At 38.1% G+C, this 16,581-nt stretch carries 13 protein-coding genes and 2 pseudogenes; 13 read left to right on the top strand and 2 right to left on the bottom strand.

Annotation, left to right across the window (positions count from 1 at the left end; translation table 11 throughout):
* The first annotated feature begins 10 nt into the window (after positions 1 to 10).
* The 6 genes from phoU (at position 11) to ACFIK2_RS01120 (ending at position 6,779) form a co-directional block, all read left to right on the top strand.
* Positions 11 to 733 (top strand): phosphate signaling complex protein PhoU, encoded by a 723-nt coding sequence (gene phoU / locus ACFIK2_RS01095; protein ID WP_375634577.1) that lies wholly within the window; start codon positions 11 to 13, stop codon positions 731 to 733.
* A gap of 547 nt (positions 734 to 1,280) precedes the next feature.
* Positions 1,281 to 2,114 carry a cell wall hydrolase gene (locus ACFIK2_RS01100; RefSeq protein ID WP_375634576.1) on the top strand — a complete coding sequence of 278 codons (834 nt, stop codon included), beginning with the start codon at positions 1,281 to 1,283 and terminating at the stop codon, positions 2,112 to 2,114.
* 177 nt (positions 2,115 to 2,291) lie between these two features.
* On the top strand, positions 2,292 to 3,539 hold the full coding sequence (locus tag ACFIK2_RS01105) for an aminopeptidase (protein ID WP_375634575.1): 1,248 nt from the start codon (positions 2,292 to 2,294) through the stop codon (positions 3,537 to 3,539).
* A gap of 273 nt (positions 3,540 to 3,812) precedes the next feature.
* A complete protein-coding gene (gene mutM / locus ACFIK2_RS01110) occupies positions 3,813 to 4,688 on the top strand; it encodes a bifunctional DNA-formamidopyrimidine glycosylase/DNA-(apurinic or apyrimidinic site) lyase (RefSeq protein ID WP_375634008.1) in 876 nt (291 codons plus the stop codon).
* Between the two features lie 83 nt (positions 4,689 to 4,771).
* Positions 4,772 to 6,166 carry a M20/M25/M40 family metallo-hydrolase gene (locus tag ACFIK2_RS01115; protein ID WP_375611787.1) on the top strand — a complete coding sequence of 465 codons (1,395 nt, stop codon included), beginning with the start codon at positions 4,772 to 4,774 and terminating at the stop codon, positions 6,164 to 6,166.
* Complete coding sequence (locus tag ACFIK2_RS01120; RefSeq protein WP_375618019.1) at positions 6,159 to 6,779, top strand: ribonuclease D; 621 nt, start codon at positions 6,159 to 6,161, stop codon at positions 6,777 to 6,779. The genes ACFIK2_RS01115 and ACFIK2_RS01120 overlap by 8 nt, the downstream gene beginning before the upstream one ends.
* Before the next feature lie 72 nt (positions 6,780 to 6,851).
* Here ACFIK2_RS01120 and ACFIK2_RS01125 read toward each other — a convergent pair whose 3' ends face one another.
* Positions 6,852 to 6,980 carry a hypothetical protein gene (locus tag ACFIK2_RS01125; RefSeq protein WP_375634011.1) on the bottom strand — a complete coding sequence of 43 codons (129 nt, stop codon included), beginning with the start codon at positions 6,978 to 6,980 and terminating at the stop codon, positions 6,852 to 6,854.
* Between the two features lie 932 nt (positions 6,981 to 7,912).
* Between ACFIK2_RS01125 and ACFIK2_RS01130 the strand changes: the two genes are divergently transcribed.
* The 3 genes from ACFIK2_RS01130 (at position 7,913) to ACFIK2_RS01140 (ending at position 11,656) form a co-directional block, all read left to right on the top strand.
* Positions 7,913 to 8,293: a hypothetical protein gene (locus tag ACFIK2_RS01130; protein WP_375634013.1), complete on the top strand. Its 381-nt coding sequence runs from the start codon at positions 7,913 to 7,915 to the stop codon at positions 8,291 to 8,293.
* Between the two features lie 1,358 nt (positions 8,294 to 9,651).
* Positions 9,652 to 10,485: an outer membrane protein gene (locus ACFIK2_RS01135; protein WP_375676799.1), complete on the top strand. Its 834-nt coding sequence runs from the start codon at positions 9,652 to 9,654 to the stop codon at positions 10,483 to 10,485.
* Between the two features lie 334 nt (positions 10,486 to 10,819).
* Positions 10,820 to 11,656: an outer membrane protein gene (locus tag ACFIK2_RS01140; RefSeq protein WP_375634573.1), complete on the top strand. Its 837-nt coding sequence runs from the start codon at positions 10,820 to 10,822 to the stop codon at positions 11,654 to 11,656.
* A gap of 289 nt (positions 11,657 to 11,945) precedes the next feature.
* Here ACFIK2_RS01140 and ACFIK2_RS01145 read toward each other — a convergent pair whose 3' ends face one another.
* A complete protein-coding gene (locus tag ACFIK2_RS01145) occupies positions 11,946 to 12,116 on the bottom strand; it encodes a hypothetical protein (RefSeq protein WP_375634572.1) in 171 nt (56 codons plus the stop codon).
* Positions 12,117 to 12,148: 32 nt separating this feature from the next.
* On the opposite strand from ACFIK2_RS01145, the gene ACFIK2_RS01150 reads away from it, so the two are divergent.
* The 4 genes and pseudogenes from ACFIK2_RS01150 to ACFIK2_RS01165 all read left to right on the top strand — a co-directional run.
* Positions 12,149 to 12,619: a porin gene (locus ACFIK2_RS01150; protein WP_375676800.1), complete on the top strand. Its 471-nt coding sequence runs from the start codon at positions 12,149 to 12,151 to the stop codon at positions 12,617 to 12,619.
* Positions 12,620 to 13,017: 398 nt separating this feature from the next.
* Positions 13,018 to 13,899 carry an outer membrane protein gene (locus tag ACFIK2_RS01155; RefSeq protein WP_375634018.1) on the top strand — a complete coding sequence of 294 codons (882 nt, stop codon included), beginning with the start codon at positions 13,018 to 13,020 and terminating at the stop codon, positions 13,897 to 13,899.
* A gap of 638 nt (positions 13,900 to 14,537) precedes the next feature.
* A pseudogene (locus ACFIK2_RS01160) lies at positions 14,538 to 14,792 on the top strand (hemagglutinin repeat-containing protein); the annotation flags it as partial.
* Positions 14,793 to 14,862: 70 nt separating this feature from the next.
* Positions 14,863 to 16,581, top strand: a pseudogene (locus ACFIK2_RS01165) (hemagglutinin repeat-containing protein); the annotation flags it as partial.

The following is a 16,581-nucleotide window of genomic DNA, read 5'->3' on the forward strand; positions in this document are numbered from 1 at the left end:
AGTGTAAGATATGTCTATGAAACATACTGTCCGTTCTTATGATGCAGAACTAAAATATTTAAGAGTAAGGATTACAGAAATGGGGAGCCATGCAGAAAGGATGATTGAACGTTCTGTCGCATCGGTTGTGTGTAGTGATCTTCAACTTGCAACGACAGTGATTGCCGATGATGTGTTTTTAGATGAAGCAGAACGTGACATTGATGAAAAAGCGGTTGCTATTATTTGCAAACGCCAACCGATGGCTGTCGATTTGCGTGAAATTATTGGAGCCATTCGTATTTCTTCTGATCTTGAACGGATTGGGGATATGGCAAAAAACATTGCTAAAAGGACTGTTGCACTTTCAGAAATACGTCAATCTGCTTCTGTTTATCATGGGCTTGAAACAATTACAGCTTTAGCACTCAATCAATTAAAAGAAGTCTTAAATGCTTATACGAGTCGCCTATTAGAGCGTGTTGACGCGGTGCGTGAGCGTGATGAGAAGATTGATGCTTTGTATACTTCTCTTTTTCGTGAACTTTTGACGTATATGATGGAAGATATGCGCAATATTACGGTTTGTACGCACTTACTGTTTTGTTTAAAGAATATTGAACGAATTGGTGATCATGTTACTAATATTGCTGAAATGCTGCATTATATCATAACGGGTTACCATATGTCCTCTGATCGTCCTCGCGATGACCTTACTTATAAAGTTGGGGTAGGTGAGAATAAAATAGATTAAAATTTCTCTTATATATATAAAATCAGTTTGTAGATATATGAGTATTCTCTTATAGTGCAGCTATAGAAAGAATAAGATAACCATCTATGGAAAAGCACAAAGAAGCAACAAAGAGTTTTTTCAGAGAAGCATGGCAGATTGTTAACTCTTGGTTTGACATATTTGTATATTGGATGATATCATCACTCGTATTGTGGCAGGAGGGGAGTTTTCTAGGGGATTTCCTTTCAGATCATTTTGTTAAAATTTTATATTAAAGGGGATATCTGTATTATTTTTTCGTATGTAGAAGAAGTGGATAGTGTTACTTTATTGTAATTGAAACGTGTGGGTTATTATAGCCTATATTGAGCCATGAAGAATAACAATATCGATCCGCAAATTAATAGTTTTTTATTTTTTATTTTGCATAGATACTTTTTGATTACCTCTTGTATTAAAATTTTACTGAGTGGTAACAATTAGCTATGTACTTTATTGAGAGATACATTTAAAGCTCATTTCAAGACTTGAATATCTCAGAGATTATAGGAATGTGTTGCATAAGATGAAAAAAAATCGTTGGAATGTTTTTGTTACCTGTTGTGTAGCGCCGTTAGTTGTTGTGGGATGTGCTTCAAGTCATTTAGATGCTGGAAAAGTAGATAATAATAAGACAAAAACGGTTACATATCCATTGACAGAGCGTCAATGTCTTATGCGAGCGATGTATTTTGAATCAAATCGCACAAGCCGTGAAGGAATGATTGCCGTTGGAACGGTTGTTATGAATCGTGTTAATTCAACCGCCTATCCTAAGACGATTTGTGGTGTTGTTGGTCAATATAGGCAATTTGCTCCTGGTGTTTTAACGCGTCCTATGACGGAGAAAGCATCTGTTGCTCGTGTAAGAGAGGCGGCTGATGCCGTTTTACGGGGTGAACGAGATAAGAAAGTTAAACACGCTAAGTTTTTTCATACCGCTGGTTTGTCTTTTCCGTATAAAAACATGCATTATGTTCAGGTTGCAGGGGGAAATGCTTTTTATGAAAAACGATCACGTGATGGAGAACTTCAAGTTCCTACAAATAATCGCCCTTATGATGTTGCTTATGCTTTTGCTCAAGAACGTTCTGGTCATGCGCCAAGCTTTATAGATGAAGGCTTAGAGAGTAGGGGAGTAAAGGCAGAGAAAAGTACATCTCCTTTGACAGAAGTAGCACAGTCCAAGACGGCACATCCTGCTCCTTTTGCTATGGTACAGCTTGATAAAGTTCCTATTCCTGCCTATGCACCTCAACATCTAGCTAGGAAAGAGGAAAATAAAACGATTATGGCTTTACCTTCATCTGATCAGTTAAATGCAATTGTTGCAATGTTAGAAAAACGACACAGGAACTAGTAAGTTTTTCATGACCAAAGAAGGATGATATACCCATTGCGGTTTATGAATTAAGTGAATTTTAGCGATAATTATACGCATAAATATACGTAGAGAAAGCGAACTCAAAGGATCTGAAAAACAATTTATAATATGACGACATAAAGAACGCATTCTATTTAAAGAAGGGTATTGGTAATGTACTTTGATATTCATGAGACAATTTCGCCTGAAATGCTTAATCGTCTTGCAGAAATTACAGTGAAAGTGGGGTTGAATTTACAAGAGGGGCAGGATCTTGTTTTAACTGCTCCAGTTTCAGCGTTACCTTTTGTTCGGCGTATTGCATATCATGCTTATAAGGTTGGTGCTGGTGTCATTACACCAATTTTTAGTGATGATATGTTATCGCTTACACGGTTTGAAAATGCCCATACAACTAGTTTTGATTGTGCCCCTTCTTGGCTTTATGAGGGAATGGCAAAGGCTTTTGAAAATGGGGCAGCGCGTTTAGCGATTGTTGGTGATAATCCTTTGCTCCTTTCCAATCAGGATTTTGATAAGGTTTCACGTTTAAATAAAGCCACTTCAATAGCTTACCAGCCGGCACTCAAGCAAATATCAAATTTTGCTATGAATTGGTCGATTGTTGCTTATCCAACAGCAGGATGGGCTGAGGCAATGTTTCCTTCTTTACCACTTAATGAGGCGATTAAAAAATTAGCCGATGCAATTTTTTCTGCTTCACGTGTTACAGGAGAAGATCCGGTGCAGGCGTGGACTGTCCATAACGAGAATTTAAAGAAACGATCATCTTGGCTTAATGAGCAGCGTTTTTCTGCCTTACACTTTACAGGGACAGGGACTGATTTAACTGTTGGTTTGGCAGATGATCATGAATGGCATGGTGGTGCATCCGTTGCTCAAAATGGTGTTATTTGCAATCCGAATATTCCGACAGAAGAAGTTTTCACGACTCCTCATGCTCATAAGGTTGAAGGTTTCGTTCGCTCAACAAAGCCCCTTTCCTATCAAGGAACTCTGGTTGATAATATTGAAGTACGTTTTGAAGCAGGGCGTATTGTTGAGGCTCGTGCATCAACAGGCCAAGAAGTTTTACAGCAGGTTTTGCAAAGTGATGAGGGTGCAAGCCGGTTGGGCGAAGTTGCCCTTGTGCCCCATTCTTCACCAATTTCTAAGAGTGGCTTCCTTTTTTATAATACCTTATTTGATGAAAATGCTGCATGTCATATTGCTTTAGGGCAGTGTTATTCCAAATGCTTTTTAGATGGGGCATCATTGACGTCAGAAGAGATTGCAGCACGTGGTGGGAATAAAAGTGTCATTCATATTGACTGGATGATTGGTTCTGGTGAAATTGACATAGATGGCATTACCCAAGATGGTGTAAGAGTTCCTGTATTTCGTAAGGGTGAATGGGCTTAATTTTGTTACCATAAAACACGGTCATTTGAGGTGGGGTGGGATGTAAGCCTCATTGATACGTTAAGTATTTTAGAGTGTGTGGTATATATTCAAGGCAGGGTTTGGCCATAAAGCCTTTAGTTAAATGACTCACATGAGTAGGAATCCAAGTAAAATCCACTCATCAAGAATTTGTTTAGTAGATGTAGAGGAAGTCTTCGTTCTTTGAGGGGTGGGAAGAAGTCAATTTATCAGAGATACGATTGGAAAGTGTATAATTATTAAAGAAGAGTAATGCCTGAGCTTCCTGAAGTAGAGACAGTTCGTCGTGGACTTGAGTCCGTTGTAACTGATGCAAAGATAGTATCTGTCAAACTTAATCGTAGAGATTTGCGCTTTCCTTTTCCTGAGGCTTTTTCTGAGCGCCTTATTGGCAGAACAATTATAGAACTTGGCCGGCGTGCGAAATATTTATTATTTCATCTTTCTCAGGATGAAACGATTTTAAGCCATTTAGGAATGTCTGGTTCATGGCGTATAGAGAATGATTTTTTAAGAAAAGCTTGTTTAGCGTCAAGTAAATTAGTTAAACATGATCATTTTGTCATGGAGATTCAGACAAAGAATGGTGACGTTTATCGTCTTATTTATAATGATGTGCGTCGCTTTGGGTTTATGCTTTTAGTCGATACGGATAAGCTTTATGAACATCCACTTTTAAATAAGCTAGGTCTTGAACCTATGAGTAATTCGTTTTCTGGTCGTTATTTACAAAAGGCTTTTGTTAATAAAAAAATGTCTCTCAAGGGTGTTTTACTTGATCAGTCTATTGTTGCAGGTCTTGGGAATATTTATGTTTGCGAAGCACTTTGGCGGAGTCGTTTGTCTCCACAACGTGGTGCATTTACATTGGCATCAAAAACGGCACGTGCACGTGAATTTGCAGATTCTTTAGCACAAAATATATGCAATGTGATTTCTGAAGCCATTTTGTCTGGTGGCTCTTCTTTACGTGATTATATGCATATAGATGGTTCGCTTGGTTATTTTCAGCATACTTTTTCAGTTTATGGACGAGAAGGCAAGCAATGTTTGGAATGTGGAGCGCCTATTATGCGCATTTTACAGGCTGGACGTTCAAGTTTTTACTGCTCACAATGTCAAAAATGAATAAGGTGTCTTGCAAAATCTTACAAGAGGCTTAAAGTCATCGCATCTATAATATAATTACACAAGGCTTGAAAGGTTTTTTTATGCTGAATAAAGTACTAACACATCTTGATGGAAATATAGAGAAGAGCCTTGAACGCCTTTTTTCTCTTTTACGTTTTCAATCGATTTCTACAGACTCGGCTTACAAGGATGCATGTCGTAAAGCAGCTGATTGGTTAGTAGAGGATTTAAAAAGCATCGGTTTTGAGGCTTCACGCCGTGATACGCCGGGGCATCCAATGGTTGTTGGGCATCATCCAGGACCTTCAGATGATTGTTTGCATGTGTTGTTTTACGGACATTATGATGTTCAACCTGTTGATCCATTGAGTTTATGGGAGGATGATCCATTTACGCCTTCTTTAAAAGAGAGAGATGGAGAGAAAGTTATTTGTGCTCGTGGAGCTTCAGATGACAAAGGTCAGTTGATGACTTTTATTGAAGCATGTCGTGCATTTAAGAAAGAAACAGGGCAGCTTCCTATTAAAGTTACTGTTTTATTTGAGGGAGAAGAAGAATGTGCTTCTCCTTCCCTTATTCCTTTTTTAAAAGCAAATACAGATGAACTTAAGGCAGATTATGCATTAGTTTGTGACACGTCAATGTGGGATGCGGATACACCATCTATTGCTCTTTCTCTTCGGGGAATTATGGCAGAAGAGATTATTATCACAGCAGCGAATCGTGATTTGCATTCTGGTTATTTTGGAGGAGTAGCAGCTAACCCCATTCGTATTTTAACGAAAATCTTAGCAGGACTTCACGATGAAAATAATAGGGCAACACTTCCTGGTTTTTATGATGGCGTAGAAGAAACACCTCCACAGATTTTACAATCATGGAATGCACTTAATTGTACTGCTGAAAATTTTCTTGGTCCTATAGGACTTTCCGTTCCAGCTGGTGAAAAAGGGCGGAGCATTTTAGAGCTTGTATGGGCACGTCCTACCATGGAAATTAATGGTATTAGTGGCGGCTATGAAGGGGAAGGGATGAAAACAGTTATTGCTTCTCAAGCGAGTGCAAAAGTATCGTGTCGTTTGGTGCATAAGCAAGATCCAGAGAAAATACGCCAAGCGTTGCGTGATTATGTACGTAGCTCAATTCCTGCTGATTGTAAGGTTGAATTTAAGAATCACGGTTCTTCTCCGGCACTTCAGATTTCTGATGATTCATCTTTTATCAAGGAGGCGAAGGATGCCTTATCACAAGAGTGGGAAGTGCCTGCTGTCTTGACAGCCATGGGGGGCTCGATCCCAATTGTAGCAGATTTTCGGTCAATTCTTGGTATGGAAACTCTTTTGGTTGGTTTTGGACTGGCTGATGACCGTATTCATTCTCCTAATGAAAAGTATAATTTAAAATCGTTTCATAAGGGGCAGCGGTCTTGGGCGCGTATTCTTGCTGCTTTAGCAAGTAGGAGGGTAAATGGCTGAGATTCGCGTTCATCAAGGTGATTTACCAAACTTAGATAATTATCAAACTGATGCTGTTGCGATTGATACTGAAACTTTAGGATTACAACCCCATCGTGATCGTTTATGCGTTGTTCAGCTTTCTTCTGGAGATGGTACTGCTGATATTATACAGATTGCTAAAGGACAAAAGAATGCACCTAATTTGGTCAAGCTTCTTGAAGATAAAGCAGTCGTAAAAATATTCCATTTTGGGCGTTTTGATCTTGCTATTTTAGCACATACATTTGGTGTTATGCCAGAGGCTATTTTTTGTACAAAGATTGCTTCGAAACTCACGCGCACTTATACGGATCGTCATGGCTTGAAAGAAATTTGTAATGAATTGCTGAATGTGAATATTTCTAAACAGCAACAATCTTCGGATTGGGCGGCAGAAACGTTATCACAGGCACAAATTGAATATGCTGCGTCGGATGTGTTATATTTGCATCGTTTAAAGGTTATATTTGAAGAACGTTTAAGACGTGAAGAGCGAGAAAATGTTGCCAAGGCATGCTTTCAATTTTTGCCTATGAGAGCTAGGCTTGATCTTTTAGGATGGGCGGAAGTTGATATTTTTGCGCATAGCTAACTTTAAAATTGGCTTTTAAATGGAGTTAATTATTGATGTGAGAGGACAAAATGCTTGTACATTATGGGCATTTTATCCTCTCATCTTTACCATCATTTTTAATTCTGCTTTACGACTTTCAAAAGTATTTAAAGCGATGTCTGTTAAATAATAGAGATTACGCATTGCCTCATGCTTTTTTAATGGATTTACGTTCTTCATGTAAAACAGAACGCCCTAAACGGAATATATTTGTGTTGCTAATTCATGTACTTTTTGTAAAGAAACAGACACCCAAGTTCATTTTACGGCGGTGCTCATAAAAGATATAACGATAAAGCCTCCAATACCAATATAAAATCTATTGAACACTACCATCTTACGCTTATAGAGTTAACAAGCCGCTACTATCACACATTTTGCCAACACCCAATTTTGCGACAACCCTTGGCACTGGAGACGTTTCATAAAAGGCATTTTTAGTCCTTTATTGTACAGTTTCACTCCACATAGGCTTCCCCACTTGTAATGTACAAACAAATGGTTTTGGTTGATTAAACATGAGGAAGATTTGGAATGAAAGGGTTTTATGGTATTCGGAGTTCTAATTTAATATGGACAACGCTATATTATCATTATAAATCAATATATTATATGATTAATATATAAAGATAACCACGATTATACTGAACAATGCAAAGAACGACACCTAGAAAGTGACCTAGAAACAAGTTAGCAAGGAATATGCTTTTACCAAGTTAAAATGTTATAGTAACTTTTGCGTTTAAATGACTTTATAAGATAAAACTCCTTTTTTCAAGAGTCTTATCCATATATCAACCTCATTTATGACATGTAAGCGAATAATTTTGCTTAATGTATAATGAGCGAATTTAAAATAAGATAATCTTATGATACTGAGAGCGCTCATTCAATAGGGGGGATTTATAAATCAATATGTTGATATGACATTTGTGTAGTTTATTCTCCCCAGACGATATTTTGTGCTTTTATGCATTGCCAAACAAGTGATTTCTATGTTTGTAAAGTGGGGCAATTTGCATTTATTTTAAAATTAAAATGCTTCAAAGCCTTGTTTTTTGAGGATTCTCACTTTTTATCTATAAACATGCTATTTTTTCTGGAAATTTGCAATGAAGACACTAGATAAAATCCATTATGGATATTTATACGAGGTTAAATTTATGAACATAAAATATTTTATTACGGCTTTTGCTACGTTTGCTTCAATCTCTGTAGCTCAGGGTGCTTCTTTCTTGTCTTCTCAAAAGTTAATAGAGGGTATACCTTCTCTTGTTCCTCCTAGAGATCTTTTTTCTAGTGAACAGTTGAGCAAGATCTTCTCTGAAGTTGTTCAAATGGAACTTTCTTGCACGCATAACAACCAATGCATAACAGCAGCTGAGTTAGTACCTGTATCATATTCTGGTAAAAAAAGATTTCAAAAGCCTAAAAAAGGATTAAGGAAAGGAAGACGACCAGATTTATTTAGACGAAGTCCAATGAGTTATTAAAAAGTAAGAAAACAACATCAAGAGGTCTAACGTATGATCGGGAATTGAAGAGAGGAGATATTTTTTATCATTTGAAAAGTGGAGGAGCAGTTGTTCGCAAAGGGTATTATAATTGTGTACGGAGGGGGTGAAGAGTACTATTTGGAAAAGATATGGGGAGGTGGATTTCGGTGCAAGAATACTCTGTATAATGGCAATCGCTCGTTACAAAATTCATGGGTTTGGATAAATATAACCTCCCGATTTTGGGTTACGCTGTTATACTGTAAATACTGTCATTTAAGCGTGACTATACAGCGCATATAAAACTCCTTGATAAGTGTTTTTAGAGTAGGGCTTGTCCAGAGAGCCTTTAGTTAAGTGAATCACATAAGTAAGGAGTTAAGAAAAATCCTCTTGACAAGAAACTAAGCTGTTTGCAGAGAGGATCTGAGAGGATACTTCATCAAAATCGAGTGAAGCAACAAAAATGTTAAACTTTTGATCTTTGATGGTATGCTTCGACTACAGTTTATAAAATATTCATTTGTCTATGATTCAAAATATCAGATATTTTTTCTGCCAAATTCATGATTTTTAAAGCAAGGTGTGGTGTGAAAACTTTAAGAAAGATTTCTCGTTTTTTCAGCTTTAAGGAGATTTCTATATAAGTTTTAATGTTTATCATACCGGTTGTCTGTCTTTAGGCATTTTTTTCAATTTAGTCTTGTAAAGGAGTATGAAATGATATCCTACAAATAAGGCTGAAGCTCTGAAAAGATTTACTATAAGGTTGAGAGAAGAAAAAAATGGTAAGTATGTCAAAAAGGCATAAATGCCTAAATTAAAAACAAAGAGCAAGTGTAATGAAATTGCATGTAATCTTGTTGCAGTCCATGGGGTAGTGGAGATCTTGTTTTATGCGGTATAAGCATTCTTTACAATGAAGAAAAAACAATCAAAGAGCTATTCACACACTTGCTCGTTTGTGAGGTGCAGGGGGATGGTTTTGGTTTCTTTAATATAAAAAGGCTTAAGATAAGAACATCTTCAATATTGCAGACGAATTAATATAAAAAATATTTTTTCATTATAAATCAATATATTGTATTTTCATTCCAATAGCACACGCTTTACACGGAGGGTATTGTGACGCAGTTTTTTTACAAAATTTATAAAGGAGAGCAAATGTGAGAAAAAGAGATCATTTGTGCATGGGCATAGTTTTATTCTCATTTATTACAGATCAAGCAATTAAGGGTACTTTGATTGGCTTTTTGTTTTTTTTATAAGTGTATCATTTTTGCTACAGATATCTGAAGATGGGGCTCTATATGAAATGGTGTGTTCAAATAAATATTCAGCTATGGAGAGAAAATATGAATATGAAATGGTTAGTAACAGCTTCTGCTTTCGCTTTTGTTTCAGCTTCAGCAGCACAAGCAGCAGATGTTATTGTTCCCCCAAGTCCAACACCTGTTGCTCCCGTTATTGTTGCTCCAACTTTTTCTTGGACAGGTTTTTATGTTGGGGGCCAGATTGGTGGTTTTTCGGGTAAAACGAAAATGGATATTCTCAGTAATGGAAAAAAGATTCCAGTACCTGATGACCTTTTGCCTAAACTATCTGGTTTCATGGGTGGTCTTTATGCAGGTTCCAACGTTGATCTTGGTAATGGCCTTATTCTAGGTGTTGATACAGATATCATGTGGTCTAATAAAGATGATACGAAGACAGGAAACACATATGTTATTGCTCCAAATCACATAAATTATATTAAGAAGATATTAACAGAATCTGGAATTAATATTGGTAAAGATGCGCTTGAACCTGGTGCTAAACGAACCCACAGTTTCACTTTTAAAGAAAAGTGGGCTGGTGCGACACGTGTACGTATTGGTTTTGCAGCTGAACGCATTATGCCTTATGTTGCTGGTGGTATCGCTTATACCCAGCTTCAAGATACTGCATTGATTTCAATAACAGGCAAAGATTCAGACAAAGTAATAGCTTCTGGTACCTTGTCTGATGAAACAAAGACCCTTGTTGGTTACACTCTGGGTGCTGGTGTTGATTTAGCAATGACCAATAACGTTATTGTCCGTGCGGAATATCGTTACTCTGATTTTGGGAAAAAGAAATTCTCAAATGATAAATATGAGACATCTTACAAAACCAATGATTTCCGAGTTGGTGTTGCTTACAAATTTTAACAGATGATAAGTTAAATAACAGAGGCGCCGTCTTTAACAGCGCCTCTGTTATTTTCTGTTGCTATATTATCACACAATACATAATTTATTGTGGATATGAAAAGATATTATTCAGGTTTTCTTAAAAAAATCATAGACAATAAACAAGAATTATATTTAAAAATCAATAAGTTATTTATATATATATCTTTAGGTTTCTCGTACAAAATCAAGCTATGAAGCGATTTTGTCTGGGATGTGCCCTCCATTTTCTGTGACTGTATCATTTTTACTACAGCTTTTCTTTCTGTAATCTTGTAGCACTGTGCTCATAAATAAATTAGGAGCAAAGTTTATGAATATAAAATCTTTAGTAACAACTTCTGTTATCGCTATAGCGGCAGCTTCTGCAGCACAAGCTGCTGATGTTGTTATCCCTCGTGAAACAGCCCCAGCAGTCATCACAGCAGCCCCTGCCTATTCTTGGACAGGTTTTTATCTTGGTGCTCAGATTGGTGGTCGTTCAATGAAATCTGACAAAGGTTCTAGCACTTTAGGTTGGCACGATCTTAAGCTTTCCGGTATGCTCGGTGGCCTATACACAGGTTACAATGTTGATCTCGGCAATGGTGTGATCTTCGGCTTGGATACAGATGTCTCTTTTATTGGTAAAAAAGACACAATTGATGGTATAACAATGGTTGTTGGACAGGCAACTGGTAAAAGTCTTGAGGAAATTAATAAACTCCTCAATGATGCTAAGATCAAAAAGAACGATGGTCTAGAAGTTGCAGCCCTAGATGAGTACAAAGAAAGTATTACTATGAAAGAAAAGTGGTCTGGAGCTACACGCGTTCGCATAGGTTTTGCTACTGATCGTATCATGCCTTATATCGCTGGTGGTGTTGCTTATACGCAGATGCAGGGCATTTCCGCACTTGAAGTGAAAAAAGATGCTAATGCTGGTAAGGATGCTAATAAGGTTATTGCTTCTGGTAACGTATATGATGAAACAAAGACCCTTGTTGGTTTCACCCTTGGTGCTGGTGTTGACTTCGCAATGACAGACAATGTTCTGTTACGTGCAGAATACCGTTACTCAGACTATGGTAAAAAGAAATACTTTAAAGACACAGCTGAACTTCAATACAGAGTCAATGATTTCCGTGTTGGCGTTGCATACAAATTCTAATTTCGTAAAAAACGAAATAAACTTCCAAGAGGCTCTGTCAAAGACAGGGCCTCTATTCTTTTCTGTTGTTATATTATCACATACCCTATATTTATTAGGGGAGTAAAAAATATTATTTAGATTTTCTTAAAAAGATTTTTATAAATGACAGATAACAATTATGCCATAAAATCAATAATTTACACATACTTGTAACTTACAATTTCTTATGAAAATTTTTATGAAACGTGAAGTTATGAAATGACTTTATCTTGCGTCAGCTTTCGTTTCCTATAATTGTATCATTTTACTACAGCGTTTTTTTGTAGTCGTATAATACTGTGCTCGTAAATAAATGAGGAGCAAAGTTTACGAATATAAAATCTTTAGTAACAACTTTTGTTATCGCTATAACTACAGCTTCTGCGGCACAAGCTGCTGATATTGTCATTCCTCGTAAAACAGCTCCAACAGTTATCACAGCTCTTTCGTTTTCTTAGACAGGTTTTTATCTTGGTAGTTAAGTTGGCAACTTTTCAAGTCAAAGTTTATGTATTTGATTTTGAGACAAAAGAAAAAACTTTAGATAAAGATGCACTACTTATGCCTTCCGGTTTCATCGGTGGTATTTATTTAGGTTCCAACGTAGATCTTGGAAATATTCTCATTCTAGGTGTTGAAACCGATGCAGTCTGGGCAGACCGAGGAGAGACGAAGACGGTCTCAAAGATTCTTGTGATTGATGATTTTAATGATAAATTTAAAGATGCTGGTGTCACATTGGATGAAAATGAAAAGTTTCAAAAGGGTGACACAGCAGTGTATCGCATTGGTTTCAAAGAAAATGGTCTGGTGCAACACGGGTTCGTGTTGGTTTTTCTGTCGCTGACAGCATTATGCCTTATGTGGCTGGTGGTATTGCTTATGCGCAAATACAAGGTGTTGGTAAAGTTTCAGGAACAAAAAAGTTGGGAAAATGGGTAAGCCAAGTAAAGAGTTTCTGCTACAGTATTTGATAAAACAAAAACGATGGAGGGTTTTATCCTTGGTGGTGGTATAGATTTCGCGATGACAGATCATATTCTGCTTCGTACGGAATACTGTTACTTAGACTTTGCTAAGAAGGAATTTAAAAAGGATTATCTTAAACTAGTCTACAAAAGCAATGACTTTCGTGTAAGTATCGCTTACAAGTTCTAATTTCATCAAAAGTGCAATTATGAATAAAAAGTATTAATAAAAAATTAAATTTCCAAAAGATATTGACTTTTAAAAAACCGCTGTTTTCTGGGGTTTTATTTGTATGATTGTGATATTTTTACTACAGCTTTTCTATCTGTAATCTTGTAAGGTCGTTTGATAGTTAATTTAGGAGCAAAATTATGAATACAAAATCTTTAATAGCAACTTCTATTGCCGCTTTAATTTCAGCTTCTGCAGCACAAGCTGCTGATGTTATCATCCCTCGTGAAACAGCCCCAGCAGTTATCGCAGCAGCCCCTTCGTTTTCTTGGACAGGTTTTTATCTTGGTGGTCAAGTTGGTAACTTTTCGAGTAAAACTAAAGTAACTATTCCAGGAGAAGATGAAGAACTTTTTAAAAAAGATAATACACCTAGTCCTTCTGGTTTCATGGGTGGGATTTATGCCGGATCTAACGTAGACCTTGGAAATGGTCTCATTCTCGGTGTTGAAACCGATGCAGTTTGGGCAGACCGTGAAGAATCAAAAACAGCCCGTGAATTGACTCTTACTGAAAAAAATGCAGCAGATTTTAATAATGCCCTTGAAAAAGCTAAGGTTGAATTAAAAGATCAGCAACGGTTTGAAATAGGTGACAAGGTAACGGAAAAGCACAGCTACAAAGAAAAATGGTCTGGTGCTACACGCGTTCGTATCGGTTTTGCTGCTGTTGACCGTATTATGCCTTATGTTGCTGGTGGTATTGCCTATGCGCAGGTACAGGGCATTCAATCAGTTACAGGAAAAGGAGAGAGAGCTAAGGTTGAGCAGAATGCTGATGTGGTGGAAAACCCACCAGTTAAGCAAAATGTAGATTTGACTGGTGGTACTTGGGCTGATGACACGAAGACAATGGTTGGTTTCACTATTGGTGGCGGTGTTGACTTTGCAATGACAGACAACGTTCTTTTACGTGCAGAATACCGTTACTCCGATTTTGGTAAAAAGAAATTCGCAAACGATACACGTGAATTCAACTACAAAACCAATGACTTCCGTGTAGGTGTCGCTTACAAATTCTAATTTCGAAAAAATGAAATTATCAGCACAAAAAATACTAAGGCCTCGTTTAACGGGGCCTTTATTTTATTAGCTCTCTATTTTATCTCTCTTAATCCCTTAATTTTTATTGGTATCATTTTGTATTATAAGGCTTAAAAAAAGTTTTATATTATAAAAGGCGAATTAGTAGTATGCATCGATTTTATAACTACTTATTACATAAAATCTTATATTACGGCTATCATTTTACGCTTAAGTGAAAAGTATTTAATTAATCTCAGAAATAGGACAAGATCATAATCAGTGATGAACTTTAGTTTACTTTTATATGCCAGATTAGAGCGAGCGTATTGCGTATATCTGTTGGAGTAAGTTCTGAAACGGGAATACAGCCTCATTGGAGAAGAATATAAAGTTACAAAAAGAAAAACTAGTTTCCAACTTTATCATCTTCTTTTAATTTAGCTTTACGGTTTTCAAAAGCATTTAGAGTAATGTCTTTTAAATAATGAAAATGAAGATGATGCATTGTCTTACATTTTTGTTTATTGCATTTTTTAATGGGACATACTCCTCATGCAAAACAGAACGCCCTAAACGGAATACACTTGTTGTTGTGTATTCACACATTTGTTTAAAAAAATATTTTTCAAAGTACATCAAGCCCACTTCTCTCTGGACAAGATTTGAATATTCTAGGCTCTGATGTTCAAGCAAAGAATAAACTTCTCTTGCAAGCTGAGAGGAATGTTTCGATTGATGCCACACGCAACAGCATGGATAATCAGAGTGGGAGTGAAACATCTCATGTTGCCTTGCACAATGGCTCTCATCTAAGTTCTGGAAAAGAGACCACTGTTCTCTCTGGAAAAGATATCCATATGGCTGCTTCCGATATAGATGCCAAGGGCAATGTNCAGCAATTCCACGATAACCAATTCAGGGCGGATTGCGGCAAACCACCAATTGCATGTGCATGGCGGGGATATCTTTAGTCAAGGGGGGCATTTTGCGGCGGGTGGTGATGCTGTTATCCTTGCAGAGAAGAATATTCGTTTGGATGCAGGGCACACAACGGTTGACGGCGTGGAGACCGTTTTAAACACCGAGGCACTTTCTGCTGGTGGCAATGCGAGCGTGATTGCCAAGCAAGATATCACAGCCTCAGGGGTGGGGATCACCACCGGGGGTGATCTTGCCATGGCTACAGAACAAGGTAACTTGACGATCGGTTCAGCAGAAACCCATTACCATGATGAACAGGGTGATGCCACCATGCATCATAAATCAGAAGTCAACTNGAGCAATTCCACGATAACCAATTCAGGGCGTATTGCGGCAAATCACCAATTGCATGTGCATGGTGGGGATATCCTCAGTCAAGGAGGGCATTTTGCGGCGGGTGGTGATGCTGTTATCCTTGCGGAGAAGAATATTCGTTTGGACGCAGGGCGCACAACGGTTGACGGCGTGGAGACCGTTTTAAACACCGAGGCGCTTTCTGCTGGTGGTAATGCAACGGTGATTGCCAAACAAGATATCACCGCCTCAGGGGTGGGGATCACCACCGGAGGTGATCTTGCCATGGCTACAGAACAAGGCAACTTGACGATCGGTTCAGCAGAAACCCATTACCATGATGAACAGGGTGATGCCACCATGCATCATAAATCAGAAGTCAACTCTGGAGGCTCAACAACGCTTTCCTCTGGAAAAGATTTGAATATTTTAGGCTCTGATGTTCAAACAAAGGATAAACTTCTCTTACAAGCTGAGAGCAATGTTTCTATTGATGCCACACGCAACAGCATGGACAATCAGAGTGGGAGTGAAACATCTCATGTTGCCTTGCACAATGGCTCTCATTTAAGTTCTGGAAAAGAGACCACTGTTCTCTCTGGAAAAGATATCCATATGGCTGCTTCCGATATAGATGCCAAGGGCAATGTTGCTCTTGGCGCGAAAGGGGAAATAGCGATAGGGGTAAGAAACGATGAAGTGGAGTATCATCTTCGCACCAAAAACACGAAAGTGGATATGCAAGCCTCTCATGCCGTTGGCTCTTCGATAAAATCGGGAGGTGATAGCACTGTCATTGCAGGGCAGGATGGCAAACCGCATGACCTTAGCATCACAGGCAGTTCCATTGCGGCTGATGGCAAGGTAGGGCTGAAAGCCAGCAACGATGTCCTGATCAATAATGCAGAGGATAGCTTACAGTATGAGATGTCGTATCACAAAGAGGGTGGGGTGTTTAGTAGCAGCAAATCTGAGCATAACAAGATGGATGTGCGCCAAGTTGTGGGATCAAGCATAACAGGGGGTGAAGGCATTGCCATTGACTCAGGAAACAACACGGAAGTTGTCGCCTCGACGCTCATAGCCGGTAAGGCAGAGGAAACGTCAGAAGAGAAAGCACCAGGAGATCAAAAACAAGCGGATATTACCATTCACTCTGGGGGAAAGATTGTCATAAAAGGTGCCCAAGAACACTTGGATCAGCAAGCACAATCGTCATCAAGTGGCTTTTTGCATGAGGAATCTTCCGATACATCTCAATCGCATACCACAACGGTCTCCTCTATCCTTGGGGCAACGGGAAACATTATCACGCAATCAGACAAAGAGACCATAATCACGGCTTCTCATCTGCTTTCCGGTCAAGATATCAATGTGAGCGGAGAAAGTGTGACGATTGATGGC

Origin of the sequence: Bartonella sp. AP88XZML, from assembly GCF_042195565.1 — a bacterium.
Lineage (GTDB): Bacteria > Pseudomonadota > Alphaproteobacteria > Rhizobiales > Rhizobiaceae > Bartonella.

Excerpts from the sequence above, each read along its gene's own strand:
- ACFIK2_RS01120 (WP_375618019.1), top strand. The coding sequence starts at position 6,159 with ATGGCTGAGATTCGCGTTCATCAAGGTGATTTACCAAACTTAGATAAT.
- phoU (WP_375634577.1), top strand. The coding sequence starts at position 11 with ATGTCTATGAAACATACTGTCCGTTCTTATGATGCAGAACTAAAATAT.
- ACFIK2_RS01155 (WP_375634018.1), top strand. The coding sequence starts at position 13,018 with ATGAATACAAAATCTTTAATAGCAACTTCTATTGCCGCTTTAATTTCA.
- ACFIK2_RS01130 (WP_375634013.1), top strand. The coding sequence starts at position 7,913 with ATGAAGACACTAGATAAAATCCATTATGGATATTTATACGAGGTTAAA.
- ACFIK2_RS01140 (WP_375634573.1), top strand. The coding sequence starts at position 10,820 with ATGAATATAAAATCTTTAGTAACAACTTCTGTTATCGCTATAGCGGCA.
- mutM (WP_375634008.1), top strand. The coding sequence starts at position 3,813 with ATGCCTGAGCTTCCTGAAGTAGAGACAGTTCGTCGTGGACTTGAGTCC.
- ACFIK2_RS01125 (WP_375634011.1), bottom strand. The coding sequence starts at position 6,980 with ATGAAGAACGTAAATCCATTAAAAAAGCATGAGGCAATGCGTAATCTC.
- ACFIK2_RS01100 (WP_375634576.1), top strand. The coding sequence starts at position 1,281 with ATGAAAAAAAATCGTTGGAATGTTTTTGTTACCTGTTGTGTAGCGCCG.
- ACFIK2_RS01135 (WP_375676799.1), top strand. The coding sequence starts at position 9,652 with ATGAATATGAAATGGTTAGTAACAGCTTCTGCTTTCGCTTTTGTTTCA.
- ACFIK2_RS01115 (WP_375611787.1), top strand. The coding sequence starts at position 4,772 with ATGCTGAATAAAGTACTAACACATCTTGATGGAAATATAGAGAAGAGC.
- ACFIK2_RS01105 (WP_375634575.1), top strand. The coding sequence starts at position 2,292 with ATGTACTTTGATATTCATGAGACAATTTCGCCTGAAATGCTTAATCGT.